Source organism: Massilia sp. Root335, assembly GCF_001425685.1.
GTDB classification, from domain to species: Bacteria; Pseudomonadota; Gammaproteobacteria; order Burkholderiales; family Burkholderiaceae_D; genus Telluria; species Telluria luteola.
On record NZ_LMCY01000026.1, the window covers coordinates 58617 to 84776 of the forward strand.

20 protein-coding genes are annotated in these 26160 nt (G+C 64.5%); 4 read left to right on the plus strand and 16 right to left on the minus strand.

The window, feature by feature from the left end; genetic code table 11:
- Positions 1-13: 13 nt before the first annotated feature.
- The 3 genes from ASC93_RS14340 to ASC93_RS14350 form a co-directional block, all read right to left on the minus strand.
- Positions 14-1450, minus strand: a complete 1437-nt coding sequence (locus tag ASC93_RS14340; protein ID WP_056443127.1) for a glycoside hydrolase family 30 beta sandwich domain-containing protein — start codon at positions 1448-1450, stop codon at positions 14-16.
- Positions 1451-1536: 86 nt separating this feature from the next.
- Entirely contained in the window at positions 1537-2457 is a 921-nt protein-coding gene (ppk2, locus tag ASC93_RS14345) for a polyphosphate kinase 2 (protein WP_056443130.1), read from the minus strand.
- A 148-nt stretch (positions 2458-2605) separates the two neighbouring features.
- On the minus strand, positions 2606-3082 hold the full coding sequence (locus ASC93_RS14350; RefSeq protein ID WP_056443134.1) for an Hsp20 family protein: 477 nt from the start codon (positions 3080-3082) through the stop codon (positions 2606-2608).
- A 222-nt stretch (positions 3083-3304) separates the two neighbouring features.
- On the opposite strand from ASC93_RS14350, the gene ASC93_RS14355 reads away from it, so the two are divergent.
- Together ASC93_RS14355 and ASC93_RS14360 are read left to right on the plus strand one after the other, a co-directional pair.
- Positions 3305-5212: a M61 family metallopeptidase gene (locus tag ASC93_RS14355; protein ID WP_056443137.1), complete on the plus strand. Its 1908-nt coding sequence runs from the start codon at positions 3305-3307 to the stop codon at positions 5210-5212.
- A gap of 78 nt (positions 5213-5290) precedes the next feature.
- Positions 5291-6061 carry a hypothetical protein gene (locus ASC93_RS14360; RefSeq protein ID WP_056443140.1) on the plus strand — a complete coding sequence of 257 codons (771 nt, stop codon included), beginning with the start codon at positions 5291-5293 and terminating at the stop codon, positions 6059-6061.
- 56 nt (positions 6062-6117) lie between these two features.
- Here ASC93_RS14360 and ASC93_RS14365 read toward each other — a convergent pair whose 3' ends face one another.
- Positions 6118-6753, minus strand: a complete 636-nt coding sequence (locus ASC93_RS14365; protein ID WP_056443145.1) for a CatA-like O-acetyltransferase — start codon at positions 6751-6753, stop codon at positions 6118-6120.
- Entirely contained in the window at positions 6746-7522 is a 777-nt protein-coding gene (locus ASC93_RS14370) for a S9 family peptidase (RefSeq protein WP_056443148.1), read from the minus strand. The genes ASC93_RS14365 and ASC93_RS14370 overlap by 8 nt, the downstream gene beginning before the upstream one ends.
- Positions 7523-7656: 134 nt before the next feature.
- On the opposite strand from ASC93_RS14370, the gene ASC93_RS14375 reads away from it, so the two are divergent.
- Entirely contained in the window at positions 7657-7851 is a 195-nt protein-coding gene (locus ASC93_RS14375; protein ID WP_056443149.1) for a YqaE/Pmp3 family membrane protein, read from the plus strand.
- Between the two features lie 139 nt (positions 7852-7990).
- Positions 7991-8977 carry a hypothetical protein gene (locus tag ASC93_RS14380; protein ID WP_056443151.1) on the plus strand — a complete coding sequence of 329 codons (987 nt, stop codon included), beginning with the start codon at positions 7991-7993 and terminating at the stop codon, positions 8975-8977.
- 20 nt (positions 8978-8997) lie between these two features.
- Here the strand turns inward: ASC93_RS14380 and ASC93_RS14385 are convergent, their stop codons facing one another.
- The 11 genes from ASC93_RS14385 to ASC93_RS14435 form a co-directional block, all read right to left on the minus strand.
- Positions 8998-9639 (minus strand): hypothetical protein, encoded by a 642-nt coding sequence (locus ASC93_RS14385; protein ID WP_056443156.1) that lies wholly within the window; start codon positions 9637-9639, stop codon positions 8998-9000.
- A gap of 68 nt (positions 9640-9707) precedes the next feature.
- Positions 9708-10541 (minus strand): carbohydrate ABC transporter permease, encoded by an 834-nt coding sequence (locus ASC93_RS14390; protein WP_056443160.1) that lies wholly within the window; start codon positions 10539-10541, stop codon positions 9708-9710.
- Positions 10538-11410: a carbohydrate ABC transporter permease gene (locus tag ASC93_RS14395; protein WP_229412728.1), complete on the minus strand. Its 873-nt coding sequence runs from the start codon at positions 11408-11410 to the stop codon at positions 10538-10540. Before ASC93_RS14395 ends, ASC93_RS14390 begins: the two co-directional genes overlap by 4 nt.
- A 2-nt stretch (positions 11411-11412) precedes the next feature.
- Entirely contained in the window at positions 11413-12705 is a 1293-nt protein-coding gene (locus tag ASC93_RS14400) for a sugar ABC transporter substrate-binding protein (RefSeq protein ID WP_056443166.1), read from the minus strand.
- 139 nt (positions 12706-12844) lie between these two features.
- Positions 12845-15067 (minus strand): beta-glucosidase BglX, encoded by a 2223-nt coding sequence (bglX, locus tag ASC93_RS14405; protein WP_229412729.1) that lies wholly within the window; start codon positions 15065-15067, stop codon positions 12845-12847.
- Positions 15068-15127: 60 nt separating this feature from the next.
- Positions 15128-16432 (minus strand): sugar MFS transporter, encoded by a 1305-nt coding sequence (locus ASC93_RS14410; RefSeq protein ID WP_056443171.1) that lies wholly within the window; start codon positions 16430-16432, stop codon positions 15128-15130.
- Positions 16433-16447: 15 nt separating this feature from the next.
- Complete coding sequence (gene glk / locus ASC93_RS14415) at positions 16448-17422, minus strand: glucokinase (RefSeq protein ID WP_056443174.1); 975 nt, start codon at positions 17420-17422, stop codon at positions 16448-16450.
- On the minus strand, positions 17419-19917 hold the full coding sequence (locus ASC93_RS14420) for a glycoside hydrolase family 3 protein (RefSeq protein WP_229412730.1): 2499 nt from the start codon (positions 19915-19917) through the stop codon (positions 17419-17421). Before ASC93_RS14420 ends, glk begins: the two co-directional genes overlap by 4 nt.
- 143 nt (positions 19918-20060) lie before the next feature.
- Entirely contained in the window at positions 20061-21566 is a 1506-nt protein-coding gene (locus ASC93_RS14425; protein WP_307189000.1) for a tryptophan halogenase family protein, read from the minus strand.
- A gap of 91 nt (positions 21567-21657) precedes the next feature.
- On the minus strand, positions 21658-24684 hold the full coding sequence (locus ASC93_RS14430) for a TonB-dependent receptor (RefSeq protein ID WP_229412731.1): 3027 nt from the start codon (positions 24682-24684) through the stop codon (positions 21658-21660).
- A gap of 445 nt (positions 24685-25129) precedes the next feature.
- A complete protein-coding gene (locus ASC93_RS14435) occupies positions 25130-26158 on the minus strand; it encodes a LacI family DNA-binding transcriptional regulator (RefSeq protein ID WP_056443182.1) in 1029 nt (342 codons plus the stop codon).
- Positions 26159-26160 lie beyond the last annotated feature (2 nt).

Genomic DNA, 26160 nt, shown 5'->3' on the forward strand with positions numbered 1-26160 from the left:
CGCGCAACGCGCGTCAGGGCGCGGCGCGCCAGGTGAACGTCGCCACGCTGGCGGCCGGCAGCGTGTAGCGGAAGCCCTGCGTGCCCACGCGTACCGCGAGCGCGCGCGGCTGCGCGGCGCCGTTCGCCACCAGCAGCGCGAACGAGCCGTCCGGGTTGGCGAACGCCACGTTGTCGTCGCCGCTCGAGGCGATGCGGCGCGCGCCCGGCAGCACGAAGCGGCTGGCGTGGGCCAGCGCGTAGTACTCGACGTTGCGCGTGACGGCGCCGGTGGCCGCATCGATGGTTACCACGCCGCGGCAGTTCGCGCAGCCGCCCAGGTGCGGGCCGTCGTGCGCATCCAGCGCCAGGTTCCAGAACAGGACGCCGCGCGCCCAGTTGCGCGTCGTGTCGATGACGAGCGTCTTCGCAAAATACTGCAGGTTCTTCGCCCAGTCCGGCGACCAGCGCCCGCCCGAGCATTCGGTGAACCAGGTGTCCTTGGCCGGGAACAGGCCGTGCAGCCGGCCCTGCGCGCGCACGTCGCCGCCGTAGCAGTGCCACGCGATGCCGCTCACGTACCGCGCCGCCGTCGGATCGGACAGCACGATGGCCGGCGACTCCGGCTCGTCCCAGTTGTGGTCCCAGTCGAAGATGGCGGTGCCCGGATGCGACTTCGCCAGCAGCGGCCCGAGGTGGCCGCCGATGAACGCGGCGCGCTTGAACGGATCGACGCGCATGCCGGGATAGTCGTCCGGCTCGAAGTGCGGTTCGTTCTGCAGGGTGAGCGCCGACACGGTCACGCCCGCGGCCTGCATCTCCGCGAGGTAGCGGTCCAGGTAGCGCGCGTAGGCGTCGAACGCTTCCGGCTTCAGCGTGCCCTTCACGAGGCTGTCGCTCGTCTTCATCCAGCCCGGCGCGCTCCAGGGCGACGCCATTACCTTCAAGTGCGGATTGATGGCCAGCGCCGCCTTCACGGTCGGCAGCACGGTGTCCCGCTGCGGCGCGAGCGAGAAGTGCGCGAGCCGCGGGTCGGACTGCCCCGGCGGCATATCGTCGAAGCTGTAGTGGGTGCGCGAAAAGTCGGAGGCGCCGATCGTCAGGCGCGTGAACGACAGGCCGATGCCCTCGCCCTCGCGGCCGAACAGGCGGCGCAGCAGCGCGTCGCGCCGGGTCGGGTCCATATGCTGGATCAGGTACGCCGACGCATCCGTGATGGCCGCGCCGAAGCCGGCGATTTCTTGATAGCGCGTGGCCGGATCGACGGTGATCGTGGCGGCGCCGGGGTCGGCGGCGTTGTTCGCCTCCATGCGCGCATCGGCGGCGCGCGCGAGTAATCGTGACTGGTCGCCGGTGGTGATCCAGGCCTGCACCTGCGCGGCGGCGGCGCCCGGCGCCAGCGCAGCGAGAGCAACGAAGGCGGCGGCCCACGGCATGGACAGAATACGACGGGGGTCGAACGGTTGCGGCATGCGGCATCTCCTCGAATTGGAAACGTTGCCAACCTGGCCGCGCCAACTATAGCAGCTGTGTTCGCGAAGTCAACGGGAGCGAGGGATCAATACACGTCGGGGACGATGATCGTTTGCGGCACGGGACGCCGCACGTAGTCGTCGTGGTACTCGCGTTCGGGCAGCTGGATCGAAGGCCGGTCGACCTCCTCGTACGGGATCTGCCGCAGCAGGTGGTGGATGCAGTTCAGGCGCGCCCGCTTCTTGTCGATGCCCTGCACGACCCACCATTGCGCTTCCGGGATGTGCGTGCGCTCCAACATGATTTCTTTCGCCTTCGTGTACTCTTCCCAGCGGCGGCGCGATTCCAGGTCCATGGGGCTCAGCTTCCACTGCTTGAGCGGATCGTGGATGCGGCTGAGGAAGCGCGCGTTCTGTTCCTCGTCCGAGATCGAGAACCAGTACTTGATCAGCTGGATGCCCGAGCGCGCCAGCATGCGCTCGAATTCGGGCACGGTCTGGAAGAATTCCTCGTACTCGGCGTCCGTGCAGAACCCCATCACGCGCTCGACGCCGGCGCGGTTGTACCAGCTGCGGTCGAACAGGACGATCTCGCCGGCCGCCGGCAGGTGCGACACGTAGCGCTGGAAGTACCACTGCGTGCGTTCGCGGTCGTTCGGCGCGGGCAGCGCGGCCACGCGGCACACGCGCGGATTGAGGCGCTGGACGATGCGCTTGATGGCGCCGCCCTTGCCGGCCGCGTCGCGGCCTTCGAACAGGATCACGATCTTGTGCCCCGTGTGCACGACCCAGTCCTGCAGCTTGACCAGTTCGGCCTGCAGGCGGAACAGCTCGCGGAAGTAATGCATGCGCGCTTCCCGCTCCGCGTCGGTCTGCGCGTGGGCCGGCAGCAGCGTGTCCGGATCGAGGTCGCGGTCGTCCAGTTCCAGCTCGAGTTCCTCGTCGTAGCTGTCGGCGATGTCGCGGCGCACGCGTTGCACCAGGTCCGGATGGTCGGTATGTCGCATGAGGGTGGCGGGCTCGGAACGGTGTGGAGGACGTGCCCGACTATAAAGAGCGGATGTGACGGCAGCGTGACCGGTGCGCGCACGCATGACCGGTAAACGACAAAGGCGCCGAAGCGCCTTTGTGTCAAGCGGTCACGCGATTACGCGATTACGCGGCGTGCTGTTGCTGGCCCGGTTGCTCCAGCACCTGCACGTTGTCGGTATTGCCGTTGGCATCGGCGATCGCGATCTTGCGCGGCTTGAATGCTTCGGGCACTTCGCGCACCAGTTCGATGGTGAGGATGCCGTTGTCGAAGCCGGCGCTGACGACCTTCACGTGGTTGGCCAGCTGGAAGCGCTGTTCGAAATCGCGCTGGGCGATGCCGCGGTGCAGGAAGGTGCGCTGCACGTCGTCCTTCTGTTTGCGGCCGGTCACGAGCAGGGTGTCGCGTTCGGAGGTGATCTCGATCTCGTTGCGGGTGAAACCGGCGAGCGCCATCACGATGCGGTATTTGTCCTCGGAGACCAGTTCGATGTTGTACGGCGGGTAGCTCGGCGCGGTTTCGGCGCGTTGTTCGAGCAGGTTCACCAGGCGGTCGAAGCCGATGGCGGAACGATACAGGGGAGACAGGTCAAAAGTACGCATGATTCGATATCCTCTAAAAAGTACAAGCGATAAGTTGACGGACCTCATCGTGAGCATCCGTTGGAACCAATCTAATGGCCCCCTGCCCCGTTTTCAAGCCGTACAAAATATCTTTTTTATGATCACTTCTAAAATTTTGTTTGGATCGCTGCCCGCCGGAATTCCGCCCTGGCGCGCGGTGCTACACTCGGCCGTTTGTATCCATTCCCTGGGTTTCAGCCAATGACCGCTTCCAAGTTCGCTTCCACCGTCTCGGCCGCCGCGCTCGCGCTGGCGCTGGCCTTCCCGGCGCATGCCGGGGTTCCCGCCCCCGTCGCCCAGCCCTACCCCGGCACCATCGTGCTGAACGTCGATGCGACCGACCTGTCGCAGCAGATCTTCCGCATGCACATGACGATCCCGGTGAAGCCCGGCCCCCTCACCCTGCTGTATCCGCAGTGGATTCCCGCGAACCACGGCCCGAACGGCCCGATCACCCAGCTGGCGGGCCTGAAATTCACGGCGAACGGCAAACCGGTCGAATGGGCGCGCGATCCGGTGCAGGTGTACGCGTTCCACCTGGTCGTGCCCGAAGGCGCGACGACCCTGGAAGCGGAATACCAGTACCTGTCGCCGCTGGACGGCGGCCAGGGCCGCATCACGATGACGGACGATATCCTCGGCGTGCAGTGGATCTCGACCACGCTGTACCCGGCCGGTTATGTGGCGCGCGGCATCGACGTGCAGGCCAACCTCAAGCTGCCGGCGGGCTGGCAGTACGCCACCGCGCTGGAGACCGACAACCGCGCCGGCGACGAGGTCCATTTCAAGACGAGCGACCTGGAGACGCTGATGGACTCCCCGTTGTTCGCGGGCCGCTACAGCAAGCGCTTCGACCTCGATCCGGACGGCAAGGTGCGCGTGACGCTGAACGTCTTCGCCGACCATCCGGAAAGCCTGGAAGCGAAACCCGAGCAGATCGCCGCGCACCGCGCGCTCGTGCAACAAGCGTATAAACTGTATGGTTCGTATCACTACGACCACTACGACTTCCTGTTCGCGCTGTCCGACGAATTCGGCGGCATCGGCCGCGAGCACCACCAGTCCAGCGAGAACGGCGTCAAGCCGGGCTATTTCACCGACTGGGCCAAGGGCGAGTCCGGACGCGACCTGCTGCCGCACGAATACACGCACTCGTGGAACGGCAAGTTCCGCCGTCCGGCCGGCCAGGACGTCCCCAACTTCAACACCCCGATGGACAACGAGCTGCTGTGGGTGTACGAAGGCCAGACCCAGTACTGGGGCAATGTGCTGGCCGCGCGTTCCGGCCTCGTCTCGGCAACCGGCGCGCGCGACGCGCTGGCCGCGATGGCCGCGCGCTACGACAGCGTCGCGGGCCGCGCGTGGCGCGCCGTGCAGGACACCGTCTACGACCCGATCCTCAACGCGCGCCGCCCGCTCGGCTGGCCGAACTGGCAGCGCAGCGAGGATTACTATGTCGAGGGCATGCTGATCTGGCTGGACATCGACACGCGCATCCGCGAACTGTCCGGCGAGCGCCGTTCGCTGGACGATTTCGCACGCGCCTTCTACGGCGTGAACAACGGCAGCCACCTGCCCGCGTTCTACACGTTCGACGACGTCGTCGCCACCCTGAACAAGATCCAGCCGTACGACTGGGCCGCTTTCCTGCGCGCGAAGCTGGACGGCCACGGCCCGGGCGCCCCGCTGGACGGCCTCGCGCGCGCCGGCTGGAAGCTCGTCTACACGGACACGCCGACGGACTACATCAAGGGCTACGACGAGCGGAATAAATCGCTGGACCTGACGTATTCGCTCGGCTTCACGGTCGCCCAGGATGGCGCGGTCCGCAACGTCGTGTGGGACGGCATCGGTTTCCGCGCCGGCCTCGCCGCCAACACGACCGTCATGGCCGTCAACGACCGCGTGTACAAGCCGGAGCTGCTGAAGGCCGCGATCAAGGACGCGAAGGACGCGAAGGAGGACAAGCCGATCCGCCTGCTGGTCAGGAAGGGCAACGTGCTGCGCACGATCGCACTCGACTACCGCGGCGGCCTGCGCTACCCGCGCCTGGAACGCATCCCGGGGACGCGGGACCGCCTGGAGACGATCTTCGCGGCGCTGAAGTAAGTTATAGACGCAAGTCATCGAACTGTCATGAAAACCTCCTAAGCTGAACGTGCCGGCAAAGCACAACAAGGAGGCGATATGGGATGGCTGAACGAACTGCGCGCCGCACGGCTGCGGCGCGCTTCTCCCTGGCAGGCCGCGCTGGCGGACCTGCCGGCGGAGTTGGAGAGTTTCTGGCGCCACCACGCGCCGCGCGAATACGAAGGCATCCGGACGGATGCCTTTTTTTTCACCCGCGCGACGGAAGGCTTGCTGCGGTTCTTCGACACGGTGCGGCACAGCGGCCGGCCCTGCGCCCTCCCTTCGAACGCGGCGGATTCGGTGTGGCACGCGTGGCTGCGCCAGAATCCGATCGGGCTGGAACGCTTCTGCCGGCGCCATTTCGGCAGCGCGATACCCCACGTCGAACGCGCCGGCCTCGCATCGAACGCCCTGCTGCACACGTTCGCGGCCTGCTGCGCGCGTGACGGCGTCAATCCGGGCGCCATGCGCATCCCGGCACTGTTCGCGCTGGACGCCGACCTGCGCATGCCGGGCGGGCACGGTTACTGGAACCGCGCCGGCGAGATCCGCTACGCGCGCCTGAACGAACGTGGCCGCGGCATGTGGCGCGCCATGCCGCATCCGGAACTGGGGCTGGCGGCCCTCGTGGCACACGGCCTGGTCGCGCCGCAGATCCTCGCCGCGCACGAACGCCGGCGCGCGCTGGCGACGGATGACAGTTCCTGCGGCGGCATGGCGTTTGCCGACGGCGACGCGGGCGGCGATGGCGGCGCAGGCGACACGTGCGGCGACGGCGGCGCGGGCGACGGCGGCTGCAGCTGCGGCAGCAGTTGCGGTGGCGATTGAGGCGGGCGTGACTTTGAACCGTCATCCCCGCCTGCGCGGGGATGACGCGGTCATGCTCAGCGGATGATCCCGGCCAGCTCGGCGGCCACCTGGCGCCCCAGCAGGTGGATGTGCCAGCCGTCGACGAAGCCGTGATGCGCCTGCACGGAAAACGGCAGTTGCAGGCCGTCCGGACCGTCGCGGAAACGGCCCCAGGCCAGCGACGGGATGTCCGGCGTGGCCAGGGACGCCATCGGATGCTGGATCGAGGTGAAGTCGAGCCACGGCATGCAGGTGACGAACACCTGGTCCTTCGCCTCGCGCGGCGACATCGTGCGGTATTTGATATTCAGTTCCGCCATGTTCGACGCCGCTTCCCGCGCCGCCTGGCCGCGCGCGACGAATTCGCGCACGTCGTCGGTCCAGTCGAACTGGGCGAAGTTCAGATCGCCGTGCTGGTTCATCACGGTGAACGACGGCACGAGGCGGTCGATGCGGATCACCTCACCGTCCACGACGCGGTAGCGGAAGTTCTCGACCTTGAGCACGGCGCGCAGCACGGCGCACAGCATCACGTGAAAGGGCGCCAGCGCCTGCGCCTTGCACCAGGGCCGGAAATCCGGCACGTCGAGCGTGAAGCACAGGTTGACCGCGGGGCTTTCCATGCGGTCGAAGAAGTCGAAGCGGTCGCGCCGCCGTTCGAAGTCATGCATGCGGCGCCTCCGATGCGAGGTAGCGCACGCTCCAGGCCGAGATGACGCCGGCGACGTACGCCGCGTCCTCGCGCCGCGAGATCAAATGGTCCATGCCGTCCAGCGACACGAAGCTTTTCGGATGTTGCGCCAGTTCGAAGATGCGGGTGGCGTTGTCCATGCTGACGGTGTCGTCCTGCGGCGCCTGCATCACGAGCAGCGCGCGCCCGAGGGTCGCGATTTTCTCGTGCAGGTCGTGCCGGCCGGCGTCCTCGACGAACTGCTGGCGGATGTTGAAATCGCGCCCCGCCAGCTTCACGCGCGCCTCGCCCTGCCGGGCGATCGTGTCGAGGTGCTCGGACAGCAGCTTGTTCACGACGTAGTGCGGATCGCTGGGCGCGGCGATCGTCACGACGGCCCGCGCTTCCGGCACGCGCCGCGCCGCCGCCAGCACGGCCGCGCCGCCCAGGCTGTGGCCGATCAGGAGCCTGGGGGCCGCGAATCGCTCGCGCAGGTAATCGGCGGCCGTGACGAGGTCCTCGACGTTGGATGAAAAATTGGTGTCGGCGAAATCGCCATGGCTGGACCCGAGGCCGGCGAAGTCGAAGCGCAGCACGGCCACGCCGAGCGCCGCCAGCCCGCGCGCGATGTGGGTGGCGGCCAATACGTCCTTGCTGCAGGTGAAGCAGTGGGCAAAGATGCCGTAGGCGCGCGGCGTGCCGGCCGGGGCGTCCAGCTTGGCGGAGATCCTGCCGTGCGGGCCGGGGAAGTCGATACGTTCGGTGAGCATGGTGTCCGTTGCGGAAATCGGTGACAGACGCATTGTGGAACAAGCCGGGAATGTTTGCTTGAACGGGTGGGAATGCGTGAGCTTTCGGGACGATGAAATTGCTATGCTGGGCCCTCGACTCAAGGAGAAAACGCATGCGCCTCATCATTGCCCTGGTCCTGCCCTGGCTGACCTTTTTCACGATCGGCCGTCCGTTCGCCGGCATCATCTGCCTGATCCTGCAGCTCACCGTGATCGGCTGGCTGCCGGCCGCGATCTGGGCCGTGTATTCGCTCAGCCAGTACAAGACCGACCAGAAGATCGAGCGCGCGCTGCGGCAGCGCGCCTGAGCCGTTCATGCGTCGCCCGATATTGTCATGCGCCGCGCTCGTTGCCCGTTGCCCGGGACTGGCCGGTTGCGCATCGCTGCAAGACGCGATGAAGTGCTTTCCGGGCATGGACAGCTGGCCGCTGTGCGGCCTGTAATCGATGAAGAAAGCGATCGGCTTCCTGCTTTGGCTGGCCGGGCACGTCGTCAATGTCCTGACGTTGGCTGGGGCCTGCGTCTATCTTTGGGGCGTCGTCGCCTGGATGCATGCCCCGCTGGCGGGCGCGCTGGGCGTGACCGCCGCGATGGCGTTGCTGCCCCTGGCGCTGGCCTGGGTGTGCAGGACGATCGGCAAGCGGCTGTGGAAGAATCTCCCCGCGGGCGCGCCCTCGCCCTCGCGCGCCAGACGCTGGCTGCTCGCCGGCGCCGGCATCGTCTTCGTCGGCGCCTGCGGCTCGCTCGTGCGCACCGGACTGGTCGAGCACCAATGCAGCGTCGAGCGGTCGCGCACCTGGGCGACGCATGAGGCAGACACGCGCAGGAACGGTTTCGAGCGTGTCTGCCCGGGCGACCTGGCACGTTTCGATATCTCGTTCAAGTCGCTCGCGTCAAGCACCCGCAAGCTGGCGTTCACGCCGGTCGATCTGACGCACACGCCCTTCGCGCGGTTCGAGAGCCTCGGCGGCCGGGCCGAATCCGTCGGCGACGTGCCCTCGCGCCTGTACCGCGGCTTCCGCATGCCGGACGGGCACCGGGTCACCTTGTTCGAACACGACATGTCGGCCGACGGCAGCCGAAGCTGGCGCAATCCCAGGGACGAACCGGAGCGCATCAACGGCTTGCCGGCCAGGCTGGTGGTCCTGGAAGACAACACCGGCACGGCAGTCTCGCTGCTGTCGTGGTTCGAGGGCCGGCGCGGTTACCAGCTCTGGATCGATGCCAACGTCGCGCGCGTCCCGCTGCGCGGCCAGTTGTTCGCGCTGGCGGCGTCGCTGCCGCACGCCGTGCCGGCCTGTCCCAACGAACCCCCGCCCGCGCCGCTGCGCTTCGACGCGGACGGCAATCCTGTCGACGAACCGATGCCCGAGATGCTGACCCGGACGCAGGCGGATGCGCTGGCCGACGGGAGCAAGCGGCCTTGCAGGTGACGGCGCGGCGGGCGTGAACGTCAGTCGTTCAGGCCGAGCGCTTCCCACCCCTGCGGCGTGAGCTTGACGTACAGCTTTTCCTTCTGCGTGCGCTCGCCGTCGACGGTCCGTCCGAGGACGGGGAACGCCTCCTTGACCTGCGGCTTCCTGGCCCAGGCGGCCACGTTCGACAGCGTGTACGTGTAGATCACGCTGGATTCCTCGTGGTCGCCCACCTTGGCCGGGTCGGCCCAGCGCACCACCTTGTCCAGCGACTTGCGGCCCCAGCACAGGCGCGGCTGCTTCTTCGCGTCCGCGCGCAGGTAGGGCTTCGCGGCGTCGGTCATCGTGTAGCGCCTGACCTTCACCTTCAATCCGTTCGGTTTGCCGTCGACAAAGGTGCCGGGCAATTCCATGTCCTCGCCCCTGGCCAGGCCCGCCGCTTCCAGCGCCGCCATCTGGCCGGCGACGCCGTCCGGGTACAGCTTCTGCTGGCGCAGGTCGGTTTCGTACACGTCGACCGGCCAGGTCACGGGGTCCAGGCACATGTCGCCCTTCTTGTCGAAGTACTGGGTGACGGTGACGGTGAAATTCTTGTCGTTGGCGGAGGTCTTGCTGCCGCAGGCGGACAGCGCGGCGGACAATGTCACGCCGAGGACCAGGGAAATGGCGATCTTGTTCATAGTAATTTTATTGTACCAAGGCTTGGAGACTGTCGGTCGCCGCTCATCCGGACAAGCCGCCGCGCCTGTCACCCCTTCACGCTGCCGATCAACAGCCCCTGGAGGTAATAGCGTTGAAGCCCGAGGAACAGCAACAGCACCGGAATGACGGTCAGAACCGAACCGGCCATCATCATTTCGTTATCATGGCCGTGCTCGCGTGCGAGGGACGCCAATGCCACCGGAAGCGTGTAGTGTTCGTTCCCGGCCAACACGATCAATGGCCACATGAAGTCGTTCCAGCTGGCGAGGAAGCTGAAGATCGCGAGCGTGACGAGAATGGGCGCCAGCAGGGGGAGGACGATCGAGCGAAAGATGCGGAATTCGCTGGCACCGTCGATGCGCGCGGCTTCCAGCAGCACATCGGGAATCCCGAGCGCGTACTGGCGCACGAGGAAAATGCCGAAGATACCGGCCATCGAAGGAATCAGCACGCCGAGATACGTGTTGACGAGGCCGACACTCTTCAACATGAGAAAAAGGGGCAACATGGTGACCTGCCCCGGAATCACGAGTACGCCGAGCATCAGTCTGAAGATGCGATCGCGCCCGGAGAATCGCAACTTGGCGAATGCATAACCCGCGGCGACGTTGAACGTGAGCGAAAGCAGCGTCGCCGCAGTCGCCAGCAGCACGCTATTGAGCAGGTAGCGTCCGATATCGTGGTGATCGAACAGCTCGCGGTAATTCCCCAATGTCGGGTGCGCGGGCAAGAGCGGCGGCGGGAAGGTGCTCGCCTCGCCGGGCGCCATGAAGGACACCGACAGCATCCAGGCCAGCGGAAAGAGGGTCAATGCCGCGCCACAGAGCAGTAGCGCGTTTATCAGTCCGGCCTTGAGCCCCCACGCGGCGGCTGGTTTCATTGTTCTTCTCCAAACCGCGTGAATTTGAGCTGCAGCAGCGTGATCGAAAACATCAGCAGGAACAGCATGAACGCGATCGCCGATGCGGATCCGATGTTCCACCACTTGAAGCCCTGCTCGTACATGAAATACAGCACGGTCACCGTGCTTTGCATGGGTCCACCTTCCGTCATGACGTAGGGCTCGGCAAACACTTGAAAGTAGCCGACCGTGGTCAGGATACTCACCATCACAATGGTCGGGCCGAGCATCGGCAGCGTGATGTAGCGGAACCGCGCCCAATTGCCGGCGCCGTCGAGTTTTGCGGCGGCGTACAGGTCCCCGGAAATGCTTTGCAGGCCGGCGATGAAAATGATCATGTTGTAGCCAAAGTTCTTCCAGACGCTGAACACGATAATCGCGAACATCGCCCAGTGCGGATCGCCGAGCCAGTCGACCTTCGGCATCCCGAGTGCGCCGAGAACATAATCGATGTACCCGTAGCGCGCATGGAACAGGTAACGCCAGATCACCACGACCGCAACGAGCGATGTGACGACGGGCGCGAAGAGCGCCGTGCGAAAAAAGGATTTGAAGCGTGCGACCTTCGAATGCAGCAGCATGGCGGCGGCCAGCGATGTCGCGATCGACAAAGGCACGCCGACGACCACGAAATACAACGTGTTGCCGAGCGCTTTCCAGAACAGCGGCGTCTGCAGCAGGTCGACGTAGTTGCGCAGTCCGACAAAGCGCAGGTTCTTGAGGCTGGCGAGCGCATAGAGATCGAAATCCGTCAAGCTGATGGCGAGCGCCGCCAGTGCCGGCAGCAGGAAGAACACCGCAATGGCGATCAAGGCCGGCGCGACGAAGCACCATGCCGCACGTTCCATTCTCATGGCATGTGCCCGTGATCGAGCATCCAGCGCCGCTTTTCCAGGATCCGGTCGACGCGCGCGTCAAGTTCCCGTGCCGCCTCGTCCACGGTCAGGCCGCCATGCACCATGACTTCGGCCACCAGGCGCATTTCGGTGGCAATGCGCGCCCATTCCGCCACTTTCGGGGGCGACTTCACACGCTCCAGCTGGTCGCGGAACGCGCGCGCGTAGATGTCGCCCGCGAGCGTCGGATCATCCCAGGCGCTGCGGCGCGGCGGCAGGTCGCCGATGGCATGGAACAGGCGACGCTGTATATCGACGCGCGAGAGGAATTCCACGAGTTGCCAGGCAATATCCTTGTGCCTGGAGCTGCGGAAGATCGCGAAACTGGCGCCGCCGGCGATCGACGCCCCGGGGCCGTTCGGCCCGGGTAACGCGGCCGTCATCCAGCGGTCTTGCAGGTCGGGAGGCAGGCGACGCTTGAATTCGCCGATGTTCCACGGACCGGAAATATAAAAGGAATAATAGCCGCGGCCGAACTCATTCCACACGTTGGACACCTGGCCGGTGGCCAGCCGCGGCGCCCAATTGCGCTGGAAGGCCTCGTTGTAGAACTGCAGTGCGCGCCGAAAACCGGCGCTGCGGAAGTTACCCCAACGTCCGTTGGCACGCAGCAGCGGTTCATCCTGTTGAAGCGCGAGTGCAAGCAATGGCTCGAATTCGTCCGTGGGCAACAGCACGGCAAAATTGTCCTGGCCGACCGCCGTTTTGACGGCGGCCATGGCTCGCTTCCACTCGTCCCAGTCCCTGGGCGGCGCGGCGTACCCCGCCGCGGCCAGGATGTCCTTGCGGTAGAAGATCAGCCGCGTATCGACATACCACGGGATACCATACAACCGGTTGTCCACGCGATTCGAGTCCCATATCCCGGGAAAATAATCTTCCTTTGAAATGGCGCTCGATGCGGCAGCCCGGTCGTCGAGCGATTCCAGCGCGCCGAGGGCGACGAATTCCGGTATCCAGGTATTGCCCAGCTGGCAAATATCGGGACTGGCGTCGCCAGCGAAAGCCGTCATCAGCTTTTCATGTGCCGATGCCCACGGCAGTTGCTGGATGTCGATCCGTATGCCTTGATGGGTGCGCTCGAATTCGTCGACGAAGTCCTTGATGACCTCGCCCTCGCGGCCCATGGTCCAAAAACGAATCACCGTCACGTCGGATACGGCCCGGCCCCGGCCCGCCATCAGGCAGGCGGCAAGCACGAGCGACAACACGAGCAGGAACTTCGGCAAGGAGATGGCAAACCTCATTTCGCTGGATTCGGCCAACCGCCGCACTGTCGCAAACGCCCGGGCAGTGCGGCGCAGGGCTGTTGGGGATTTTACGTCAAGCGGAATTGCTTGAGTAATTCCTGGCGCCCTGCGGAAACGAAAACAGGTCGGCGTCCTGCTAGCGAACGTACTTGAACGTGGATCGCAGCCGAATATCGTCCGACGATGCACCGATCATCAGGTCGAATTCGCCGGGCTCGGCATCCCAGCGCAACGCCGCATTGAAGAAGGACAGGCTTTCCTTGTCGATCGTGAATTCCACGGTCCGCGTTTCGCCCGGCGCCAGCGCCACCTTTTGAAATCCCTTGAGTTCCTTCACCGGCCGCACCACGGAGGCAACGCGATCGTGAAGGTATAGCTGAACGACCTCCTGGCCCGCCACCTTGCCGGTATTGGTAAGCTGCATGCTGACCTTCAGTTTGTCGTTGCCATGCAGCGTGTCGCGGTCCAGTTTCAGATCGCCGTAACCGAACGTCGTATAGCTCAAGCCGAAGCCGAACGGGAAACGCGGCAAATTCACCAGGTCGATATAGCCGGACACCCATTCCGTCGTCGTCGGCGTCGGTGCCGGCCGGCCGGTATTGAAATGGTTGTAGTAGATCGGGATCTGGCCCACGCTGCGCGGGAAGGTCATCGGCAGCTTTGCGCCCGGGTTCACGTCGCCGAACAACACGTCGGCCACCGCGTTGCCCGCTTCGCTGCCCAGCCACCACGTGTACAGGATTGCGGGTGCGTGGTCGGCCACCCAGTCGAACACGAGCGGGCGGCCGGCGTTGATCATGACCACCACCGGTTTGCCGGTCGCGAGGATGGCCTTGATCAGATCCTCCTGCACGCCCGGCAGGGTCGGATTGGCCCGGCTCCGGGATTCGCCGCTCATGTCCCAGCGTTCGCCGACGCCGATCACCACCGCGTCGGCCTCGCCCGCGACCCGGACGGCTTCGGCAAACCCCGAACGGTCTTCGCCGTCGATGTCGCTGCCTTTGGCGTAAAGAAGCGTCGTGTCCTTCCCCAGCTTGGCGGCGACGCCATCCCACGTCGACACGGCCTGGTGTGCATAATCGACGCCGGGCACCGTGACGGACCAGAAGCCGTGGTTCTCCACGCCCTGCTTGACCATCGGACCGATGAGGGCCAGCTTCCTGACCGACTTGGACAAAGGCAGCACGGCGCCGTCGTTTTTCAGCAGCACGATGCTTTTTGCCGCGATGTCGCGGGCCGCTTTGCGGTGTTCCGGATTATTCAGCGCCGCACGTTCGCGCTCGGGGTCGCTGAATCTATAAGGATCGTCGAACAGGCCGAGTTCGAACTTCTTGCGCAGGACGCGGCGCACGGCGTCGTCGACGTCGGCCAGCTTGACCTTTTTCTCGCGCACCAGCTGCACCAGATCGGCCTGGTAGGCACCGCTCTGCATATCCATGTCGACGCCCGCATTCAGCGCGATCCGCGCCGCGTCCTTGTTGTCGGCCGCGTAGCCGTGGTCGACCATTTCATCGACGGACCTCCAGTCCGACACGACAAAGCCGGTGAAGCCCCACTTCCCCTTCAGGATATCGCGCAGCAGATGGCTGTTGCCCGTAGCGGGAACGCCATTCAGGTCATTGAACGACGTCATGAACGTCGACGCGCCGGCATCGAGCGCCGCCTTGAACGGCGGCAGATAGGTTTCCCACAGCATGCGCTCGCTCATGTCGACGCTGTTGTAGTCGCGCCCGCCGACCGCCGCGCCATACGCCGCGAAATGCTTGACGCACGCCATGACGGCGTCGACGTCGCCCAGCTGCCTGCCCTGGAATCCTTTCACGCGCGCGGCGGCGACCCGCGACGCGAGATAGGTGTCTTCGCCGGCACCTTCCATGACGCGCCCCCAGCGCGGATCGCGCGCGATATCGACCATCGGCGCGAAGGTCCAGTGGATGCCGCCTGCCGCCGCTTCGGTGGCGGCGACGCGGGCGCTGTGCCGGATCGCGTCGAGATCCCAGCTGGCCACCTCGGCGAGCGGGATCGGAAACGTGGTCTTGTACCCGTGGATCACGTCCATGCCGAACAGCAGCGGTATCTTCAGGCGCGATTGCAGCGCGAGTTCCTGGTACTGGCGCGTGCTGTTCGTGCCGACGACGCTGAACACCGAACCGACCCGGCCGCTGCGTATCCCTTCGCGCACATTGGACTTGATGGCGACGGGCCCCGTGGCTTTCGACTCCGCCGAGTATTGGGTCAGTTGGCCGACTTTCTCCTCGAGCGTCATTTGTTTCAGCAGTCGTTCCACGCGCCGGTCGACGTCCTTCGATTCGGCGCCATGCGCCACGTTCACGCCAACCGCAAGCAATAGCGAAAGCACGATGGTTCCTGCCCGCATAGTTTTAATCATGAATACTCCGTGTTGATTTTGTATCCGGTTTCAGTCCCGGCCTGCCTGGTACATGCCGGCATGTACGATGCCGAAATAGAGGATGAACGTGTAGCACGCGGCCGGAACCAGGAACGACCCGTGCAGGCCGATGCTATCGGCCGCGACACCCTGTGCGAACGGGACGAGCGCCCCGCCGACGATCGCCATGCACAGTACGCCCGAGGCATGCCCGGTCAGGTTGCCGAGCCGATGCAGTGCCATGCTGAAGATCGTCGGGAACATGATCGAGTTGAACAAGCCGACGGCAAGGATCGCCCACATCGCGACATGTCCGTGGCTGAAGATTGCCGTCAGGATGAACGCGATCGCGCACGCGGCGTTGAACGCCAGCGTCTTCCCGGGACTGATGCGGCGCATGACGGCGAATCCGATGAAACGCCCGATCATGGCGCCGCCCCAGTAGTAGCTGACGTAGTGCGCCGCCGCCGCGGGCGTCAGGCCGGCCACTGTGCTCTCGCCCAGAAAATTGATCAGGAAACTGCCGATGCTGACTTCGCCGCCCACATAAACGAAGATCGCGATCGCGCCGAGCACGAGATTGCGATGGGACAGAAGCGCGCGCAAGCCGGCCGGCGCCGCATCGTCGTGATGGACGATCCTGGGCAGGCGCGCCGCCGCGAACAGGATCGCCAACAGGAGCAGCGCGCCCGCAAGCGCGAGATACGGGCCCTGGACCGTGGCGGCCTCCCTGGCCCGATACAGCGCCTGCTGCGCCGCGGGCAGCAGATGGATCCGGCCGGCGTCGAGCGCGCCCGCGCCCGACAGGATCAGCATGCCGCCGAGCGTCGGCGCGACGGTCGTTCCCAGCGAATTGAATGCCTGGGTCAGCGTCAACCTGCTCGAGGCCGTGCGTGGATCGCCCAGCGCCGTCACGTAGGGATTCGCGGCGACCTGCAGCGTCGTGATGCCGGCGGCAAGCACGAAGAATGCAAACAGAAACAGCGCATAACCGCGCGTGGCGGCCGGATAGAACAAGGCACATCCGGCCGCGGCGATCACGAGCCCCGCGACGGCGCCGCTTTGATAGCCGATTTTCCGGATCAGCATGCCGGCCGGCAGCGACACGATGAAGTACGCGCCGAAGAAGCAGAATTGCACGAGCATCGCTTGCACATAGCTGAGCGTATAGACCGCCCTCAGGTGCGGGATCAGGACATCGTTCAGCGACGTCAGGAGACCCCACATGAAAAACAGGATGGTGACGATGACCAGCGGTCCCGTGCGCTTGTGCGACGTCCCGGCGACATCGTTCGGAACCGTTGCGGTGGTGGATGTATTTGACGCAAAACCCATATCGAGCTCCTGTGATTATTGCTGGCCGGCCAAACGCGCGGCGAGCATGGCCGAGATGCCGGGAAAGGCCGGATACTTCTCGGTGATCAGATAGGTCGGAATCGGCGCCACGAAGGAATGCATGCGCCCCTTGTCCTCGAACCGCGCACGGAACGGCGATCGATCGAACAACGCACCGAAGCGCGGGACGATGCCGCCGCCGATGTACATGCCTCCGGTAGCGCCGAACGCGAGCGCCACGTTGCCGGCGACCGTGCCGAGGATGGCGCAAAACCGCATCACCGCCTCGATACACACGGCGCTGTCGCCATCGAGCGCGGCGCGGGTAATGTCGTGTGCCGGAAGGTCGCATCCGGAAAGCACGCGATGGATCGCCTCCAGTCCCGGGCCGGACAGCAGGCGTTCGCAGGAGACATGCCCGCGCCCGTTCCACAACGCGCGCAGGATGTCGACCTCGACGTCGTCCGTGGGCGAGAACGTCGCGTGTCCTGCTTCGCTCGGCAACGGGGTCCAGCCCGGGCCAGTCGGGATCAGTCCGGCCACGCCAAGTCCCGTGCCGGGACCGATCAGTCCCAGGGGACGCCCGCGCCGGCCCGCACCGCCGCCCACTTGCCTGACCTGCCCGGAATCGAGATGCGGCAGCGCCATCGCCAGCGCCGCGAAGTCGTTCTCGACGAGCAGCGTTTCCAGTGCCGCGTCCGCGCGCAGGGCCGCGACCGAGAAACTCCAGTTCCTGTTCACCATATTGACCACGTCGCCGTCGACCGGGTTGGCGATCGCGATGGCGGCGTGGCGCACGCGTCCATACGTGCCGACGATATCGGCAACCTGTGCCAGGTAGGCCCGGATCGCCGCGTACAAATTCTCGAAGTCGTCGCAAGGCAGCACCGTGACGGCCTCGATCGACCGCGGTCCGGTCTCGAGCGCGAAGCGTGCGTTGGTCCCGCCGACATCCGCCAGCAGGCGCGGCCCATCGTCATAGGGTTTCATCGGATCTCCTCGCAACGCAGCGCGTCCTTGTCATTGGCGGCGCCGCCGACGATCCGGATATTGGTGAATGCGGCGGCAAACGGCCCGTCCGTCGCGATCCCGAACAGCGTGTCCACCTTCGTCAGGTCGGCCCCTTGCGCGACGAAGCAGGCCAGCGGAATCTTGACGGTTGCCCTGGGCAGCGTTGCAAGTCGCTTGAACACGTCCGTCAAGTTCACTTCGCCTGCGCATTTCCCGCCGCAGCCGAGCGCCATCGTGACCTTTCCGGTCGGCGCCATCTTGACCGAGGTGTCGAACTGGAGCACGCCATCCTTCGTGGCGAAGTCGGGAAGCGCCATGGCCGTCGACGGCCGCGCTTCGATGCGCCCGGCGCCCGTCCAGGTCACCAGCTTCGCATCCTGCTGCGTGTTGACCTGCACGGTGTCGACCCGGATGGTCGGCAGCACGACGGCCTTGTTCAAGTCGGAGCCCAGCGCGACGCGCTGCGCACCGCTGACGACGTACAACGGCCAGGTCGCATGGTCGGTCTGGGTGAAGATCGGATAGGCATTGCTCGCGCCGCAGCCGCCGGCCGGATAGCGGACGTCGAGCTTGCCGACGGTCTTCGTGCCGCGGTAATTCAGCCCGTATCCGCGCGCGAACAGGGTGTCGTGACCGCTGCGCGCCGCATCGATGCTTGCCTGGCATGCCGATCCGGGCCAGGTGAACGACAGCGTGCCGTTGAAGTCATGGGCGATCCTGCCTTTCGCGTCGCGGAACAGGACATCGGCCACGCCCTTGCCTTCGGTACCCGGCAGCCACGCCATGACAAAACTGTCGGACAGGTTCATCAGGTCGTTGACGTACAGCGGGCGGCCGGCGACGAACACCGTGACCACGGGTTTGCCCTTGCCCGCGACCGCCTGCAGGACGGCGAGATCGCCGGGGTAGCGGCTCGTGTGGCGCAACGTCCCCGTCGCGCCGATGTCGCCGGCGCCTTCCGCGTACGGCGTCTCGCCGATGACGGCGATCACGGCGTCGAATCGGGACGCGTCGATACCGGACGCGTCGGCGCTGTAGGTGACGTTGGACCTGCCGACGGCCTCGACGATGCCGGCCAGGATCGTATCGCCGTTCGGAAAATCGCTGTTCCGGTTGTCGGTTCCCTGCCACGTCAGCGTCCAGCCACCGGTCTGGTTCGGCAGGCTGTCGGCACTCTTGCCCACCACCAGGACCCGGCTGCCGCGTGCGAGGGGCAATGCCGCGCCATCGTTCTTCAGCAGGACGAGCGATTTGCGTACGGCTTCGCGCGCCAGCGCCCGTGCCTGCAAGGCATCCTGCTTGCCGGCGTAACGGTTGTCCGACGGCTTCCTGCCGAACAGTCCTGCACGCAGCTTCACCCGGACGATGCGCGTCACCGCATCGTCGATGCGCGACATCGGGATCTCGCCCTTCCTGACCTGGTCGGCGGTATTGGCGATGAAGGCTTTCCAGTCGTCCGGCACCATGACCATGTCGATGCCGGCATTGATCGCCTGGGCGCAGCTTGCGTTGCTGCAGCCGGCCACCTGGCCGATGCCGTTCCAGTCGGAGACGACGAAGCCGTCGAAGCCCATCCTGGTCTTCAGGACGTCGGTGAGCATGGCCTTCGAACCATGCATCTTGCCGTAGTCCACGCCGGCTGCGACGTCGTCCCAGCTGTTGTAGGACGCCATGACGGTCTGTGCGCCGGCCGCCAGCGCGCCGTAATAGCCCTGGCCGTGGATGTTGATCATCTGCGCCCGGGTCGATTTGTTGTCGCCCTGGTCCTTGCCGCCGTCCGTGCCGCCGTCGCCGATGAAATGCTTGGCGGTCGCGACGACGTTGCCGTCCGCGGCAAACGTGCCCTGCAATCCCTGCACGTAGGCCCGGGCATACGCGTTCACCAGCGTGCCGTCCTCGGAAAAGCTCTCGTAGGTACGGCCCCAGCGAACATCCCGCACGACGGCGAGGGTCGGCGCAAACACCCAGGCGATGCCGGTCGCACGGGTCGCCTTGGCGACCGCGGCGCCGATCCGGCCGACGAGGCGGCTGTCATGGGCCGCCCCGAGGCCGATATTGTGCGGGAACTGGGTCGCGCCGAAGACATTGCTGTTGCCATGAATCGCATCGATGCCCCAGATGACGGGCACCTTGGCTTTCATGTCGGTGGACACCGACGCCTCGTAATAGCGATCGGCCAGGGCCAGCCACGCCGCCGCGGTCGCATGCTTGTTCCCGCCCGGCCAGCTGCCGCCGCCATTCAGTATGGAGCCGAGATAGTAGCGGCGTACATCGTCGGGCGATGCCGTCTTGATCTCGGCCTGCGTCATCTGGCCGATCTTCTGTTCGAGCGTCATGCCCGACACGATGGCCGCCACCCGGGCTTCGAGTGCCGGGTCGGCAGCGATTGCACTCTTGACGCGCGGCCAATCGGCGAGCTGGACCGTGGACGGGTCCGCAAGCGCGGTGCTCGCGGAGAAGGAAGTGAGCGCCAAGGTTGAAGCAAGAATGGACTGTCGTATTTTCATGGTTAAGGTAAAAGGGTTCGGCGCCGCGTCATCCGTGGATGGCGCACAAACAAGCGCGTGCAATGGCGAGACGGGACACGAGCGGCGGATGAAAGACCGGGGGCCGGCGCCTACGCCGGCACGGCGAGGCCGGCAACGAGATCCGCATGCATCGGCATGGTGGCCACGCAACGGCGCACGACGTCGCGGACATCATCGGCAAACGCCTGCAGGCGCTGCAGCGGATGGATATCGCAAACCGGGTGATACCCGCTCGGGACCAAACCCTGTCCGAGCATGACCTGCACCCAGCTCGCTTCGCGGAACAGTTCCATCTCGGTCCGATAGACCCGCGCATTGGTGGCGAACAGCGCCATCTTTTCGGCCAGCGTGTCGGGGATCGGCATCTGCCGGCAATAGTTCCAGAATGGCGAATCGGCGCGCGTCGTGAGCTTGTAATGCAGGATGATGAAGTCGCGGATGCGTTCGAGTTCGAACTGCGTCTGGCGGTTGTACACGGCGATGTCGGCGGCGTCGAGGCCTGCATGAGGAAACAGGTCCATCAACCGGGTAATCGCCGACTGGACCAGGTGAATGCTGGTCGATTCCAGCGGCTCGACGAAGCCGCTCGACAAGCCGATGGCAACGCAGTTGCCGACCCAGGTGCGCTTTCTGCGGCCGGCGGCAAACCGGATCAATCGCGGCTCGGCCAGCGGCTTGCCGTCGAGCGTACTCAGCAGAACATCGGCCGCGTCGCCGTCCTGCATGAAGGCGCTCGAATACACGTGGCCGTTGCCGATGCGATGCTGCAGCGGTATCCGCCATTGCCATCCCGCGGACCGTGCAGTCGAACGCGTGTACGGCGACGGTGGCAAGGCCGGTTCCGACGGCACGGCAAGCGCGCGATCGCACGGCAACCAATGCGACCAGTCCTCGAAGCCGGCCGCGCAGGCTTGCTCGATCAGCAGCGCGCGCGCGCCGGAACAATCGATGAACAAATCCCCTTCGATCAGCCTACCACCGGCCAGGCGCAGGCCCGCGATGTTGCCGTTGTGCGGATCGCGCAAGACCTCGTCGATACGGCCTTCGGTCCGCACGACGCCCTGCTGCTCGGCGCGCCGGCGCAAATAGCGGCCGTACCGATTCGCATCGAAATGAAATGCATGGCCAATCTCGCCGAGCGGCGAATGCGCCATGTCCGGCCGCGGCCGCATGAAACGGCCTTGGAGGGCCGCTACCGAATTGACCGAGTAATCCGCGAAATCATGAGCGAGCCCGGCCTTGCGCAAGCGCAGCCAGTACTGATGGAACGGCAGCCCGTCGATCGGCCGCCCGACGTCGCTGAACCCGTGAAAATATCGGCTGCCCGGGGCGTTCCAGTCGACGAATTCGATACCGAGCTTGAACGTGCCCTTCGTCTCCCGAAGAAACTCGTCTTCGCTGATGCCCAGCGCCGCATTGAATGCCCTGATCGCGGGAATCGTTCCCTCGCCGACGCCGACGGTACCGATCTCCTCGGATTCGACCAGTTCGATCTCCCAGTGTTGACGCCCTTCGTCGCGCAGCAGGAGTCTGGACAGCGCGGCCGCAACCATCCATCCCGCCGAGCCGCCGCCAACGACGACGACGCGCCGCAATTGTTTCAGTGACATTGTTATCCCCAGGTAGAGTGACCGTCTGTCGGCAATACCTTGCGGGCTGCCGACAGACGGGCGCGGTAAGGCGGCGTCAGTGGAACTTGTAGTTCATCCCCAGGAGGAATTGCCGGCCGTAGATGTTGTAATCCTTCGGCTGCACGATGCCGCCAAAGCCCGTACCGTCCTGGACAGTGCGATCCGGCGCATTGGTGACATTCCCGACCTGGAACATGAGCTGCAGGCCCTTCGCCGCGCCGCCCTGGATTTCGTAGCTTGCCTGCAGGTCTACCTTGTTCGAGGCAAGTGTGCGGTTCAGGAGGGTGGACCCGAACAGGTACGCGTATTCCCCTCGATAGTCCGAACGGTAGCGGTCATTGATGCGGAATGAGTAGCCATTACGTTCGTAGTACAAGGTCAGACCGCCAACCCATTTCGACAAGCCAGGCAGCGTTTGCCAGGAATCCGTCGAATTCGGACCGCTCGGCTTGATGGAGCTGTCGGTAAAGGACGCCGTAGCGATCGCGCCGAACCCCGCCAGCATGGGATTCACGAGTTCACCGTCGAGTGTTGCGCTCAATTCGGCCCCGCGCACGCGGCCGCCGTTTCCGTTCGCCTGGGTCGAGTAGGTACCCATATTCGTCACCGGCACAATCGCGGGCGTCGGATTGATATACCCGCTGAAGTCGTAAGGAATGGTGGAGTTGTAGATGTAGCTGTCCAGCTTTTTGTAGAACAAGGCCCCCGACACATAGCTGCGCTTGCCGAAATACTGTTCAAGAGAGATGTCGAGCGATTTCGCGCGCCACGGTTGCAGCTTCGGATTGCCGCCGCCGCCCGACCACAGGTGCGTACTGAGGTCCACGCCAACCCCGGCGGCCGCATTCATGTCGTCGATGCGCGGACGCGCCATTGTTTTTGCAGCACCCAGGCGGAGCTTGCGGTCGCCCCCGATGTCGGCAACCAGGTTCAGGCTCGGCAGGTAGTCGTTGTAGTGCGTACCCGGGTCGATGGTGCCGATGATGTATCCCGCGGCGTCGAACGCATAGGCGGTGGAATCCTGCCTGGTATGGATCGCCTGCACGCCGACATTGCCGTGCAGGGGAATGCCGCCGATCGCGGTGTCGATGTCCAGCTTGACGTACGCGGTCGAGACCTTTTCGTGAACGCCGAACGTCTTGCCATTGTCGCCACCCGGTCCGAGACTGGGATTCGTCACCATGTTGTAGAAATTGGCGGCGACCGCGTTGACGTCATAACTCAATACCGACGGTACGCCCACAAAATCGAGAGAAGTCGGCGTCGTCAGGACCGACGACGGCAGCTGCCGCGCCAATATCCCGTCCTTCACCCTTGCGAAATCGACGTGGAAATTGCGCGTCTTGTCGCGGCGCGACAGATTGATACCGAAATCGATTTTGTCGAATATGCTCCACTCGACGTCCCGCGTGGCCTGCAAGCGGAGCGCGCGAATGGTGTCCATCTGTTCGTTGTACTGCTTTCTTCCCAACTGGGGCGTGCCGACGCCGCCCCAGCCGACCGGATCGCTCAACAAGATTGTCGTGGGATCGGATAGCGAGTTGTGGAAGGAGAAGGTCGGGAATCCGGAACCGGTGGGCGTGACGAGGTCGAACGTCGGCGACGTGGTCGCACCGGCGTAGGTCTCGAACTGGCTCTCGGCGCGGTTGGCGCTCGAGTAACTCAAATCGGCGGTCGCGCGCCATTCGCCTATCCTCTTGTCGATGTTCCATCCGGCCGATTTAAGCGCGTCATCGCGTGTGTTGTAATCGTTGCGAACAACGCCGTTGGTGACGAAGTTGGACGTCACCGAGGTGACGACCGGCTGCCCGCCGGCGTCGGTTGTGCCGACGTTACTGAACGTGCTGCCAGGGTAGCCCCAGCCGTCGCCCAGGCTACCCATCAAACCGCGCATCACTTCGACGTTCTTGAACTTCGAGTAATACAAGTCCAGCGAACTGTGCAGATCGGTCCCCGGCTTGTACTCGAGCGACGCCATCAGTCCATTCCGCGTGTCGTTCCGCGAAATCGATTCGGCCTGGAAGCCGGACAGATAGTAGGCATTTCCCGGACTCGTTCCAGCGATGGGACGGCAACCCCAATCGGTCTGGTGCGCTATGCAATTCGAATCCGTCTGCCATCCCCAGGCCTGATAGCCGTGCTGCTGTCCAGGCGCATCGAGGTGCGCAAATCCGACGGCGAGGCCGATGGTGCGGTGCGCGAACTGGTCGATATACGAGATACTGAAGCGCTTGCCGTTCGCCGACGTTCCGCCGTACCCGTGATTGAGATCGCCGAGAGAATTGTGCTCGCCGCGGATATTCAGTGCGAACGTACGCTCGCGGAATGCGAGCGGACGCACCGTATTCAGGTCGACCGTTCCCGACAAGCCCTGCCCGAGCAGGGCCGCGTCCGGCGTCTTGTAGACGACGACCGCCGAGATAAGCTCGGCGGGATATTGGTCGAATTCCACGCCGCGATTGGTGCCGACCGATGCCTGCTCGCGGCCGTTAAGGACGGTGCCGGCAAAATCGGGCGCCAGGCCGCGAATCGCGATGACTTGAGCACGACCGTTGACCTGCTGCGCCGCCAGGCCCGGCATGCGTGCCATGGCTTCCGCGATACTGATATCCGGCAGCTTGCCGATATCCTCGGACGTGATCGCTTCAACGATCGAGTCGGAATTCTTCTTTTTGCTGATCGAGCCTTCGATACCGGCACGAATGCCCGTCACGACAACGGACTGCACATCGGATGCCCCTTGCGCCTGGCCAGAACTCGCATTGTCCGCCTGCTGCGCCAGTGCTGGCGCCTGGATCAGCGTCAAAGTCCCGCCGAGCAGACCGGCGCACACCGCTGCAATCGGCCGTAAGCGAAAGCGCGTCGGTTCTGCGGACTTCTTGACTGTTTGATACGTTCCGGCGCGTTTGGACAAACGGCCCTGTGTGGTAGGCATAACCCTGTCTCCTTCGGTATTGATATTGGTGTTACGGCAGATGACCAGAATCGCGGCGTTCGGGCCGGCCGTTCGCCCGGCCGGCAAATCGCTTGCGGCGCCGGACATCTGCATTCCGGCACCGTGTTCACGTTTTACGGAATGCATGATTGGAATGCATTCCATTTCTTCCCAAGATTACCTGCTTGCGATTTGTCGTCTTAACGATTATCGAAGCGTCGTGCCAATATTCGAAAGGCGGCTGTCGGCCAGACCGCAAGAACGATCGATCGGATCGTCGGCCTCGCACCCTGCGATCGAGGCAGCTTCGAATTGGAATGCATTCCACTTTTGATCGAATGCATACGGCGGTCTCATGTCATGCAAATGACGGCTGCTTTCGCATCTTGCTTTCCGGATGCAACACAACCGTCATGGAAATCGAAAGAATCGAAACATTTGCCAGCATCGCCTATGAAAACCAGTCGCTCTGAAGTCAGAATGGAATCGATTCCAATATTAGTGATCAGTATAGATATATATTCTCTTCCATGTCAATGCCAGCGATGCAGCCTGTCGTTTTCCTGAGAGTCCGCCGGCGCCTGCCCGACGGCTAGGCTTGTGCCGGCCCCACGTCCGGCGCTTTTGCCAGCGAGTCGCGATATGCCATACTGATCGGAAAGCTCCGTGCGACCGGCCGCCTCAAATGGTAACAATGGTTGAGCAAGGCGTTGACCGCGCTGATGACGACCTCCCGCCAGGGAACATGCACGGTCGTCAACCGCGGCGCCAGGAATTCGGCGAGCGGCGTGTCGTCGTAACCGACGACCGAGACGTCGCGCGGCACGGCAATACCCGCTCCATGAAGATACGATAGCGCGCCGACCGCCATTTCGTCGTTGGCGCAAAAGAGCCCAGTAAACTTGTATCCGGACGCCAGGAGTTCCCTCGCCCCATCCCGGCCGCCTTCGGTCGTAAAGTCGCGCTCCGTCATCCATATGGCCGACACGTCGACGCCATTGCCCGCCAGTTCCGAAAGAAACCCGTCGACGCGCTCGACGTTGTCGGGAGAAGTCGACGGGCCTGTGATAACGGCGATCCGACGATGGCCATGGTCCAGGAATGCGCGCGCCGCGAGTGCGCCCCCTTGCCGGTGGTCGATCGCAAAACACTGATCGGGGATACCGTTCAAATGTTGATTCATGACGACCATGCGGGACTCTTTCTTGACGAACGCGAGGATATCCTCGTCCGAGAGCGCACCGGTCATCACGATGATGCCGTCGCAGCCGCGTGCCAACAGGAATTCGATGCCGTCGATCGCCTGGCGCCGCCCGTCACCGGCCCCTGAGCCGAATGCAATGACCGTGTTCAGGCCGACTTCCCGCAACACCATGTCGATCGCTGAAAGGATGGGCGTGAAAAACGTCCCCTTCAGCGCCGGGATGTAGACACCGATCATCTTCGACGATCCGGACAGCAGTGATCGCGCCGCGTGCGACGGGCGATAATCCAGTTGCTCGATCGCCTTCCTGACGCGTTCGAGCGTCGCCGGCGACACCGAACCTTTCCCGCTGACGACACGCGACGCCGTTGCCACACCAACGCTCGCAAGTCGGGCAACATCCTTGATCGTGGCCACGA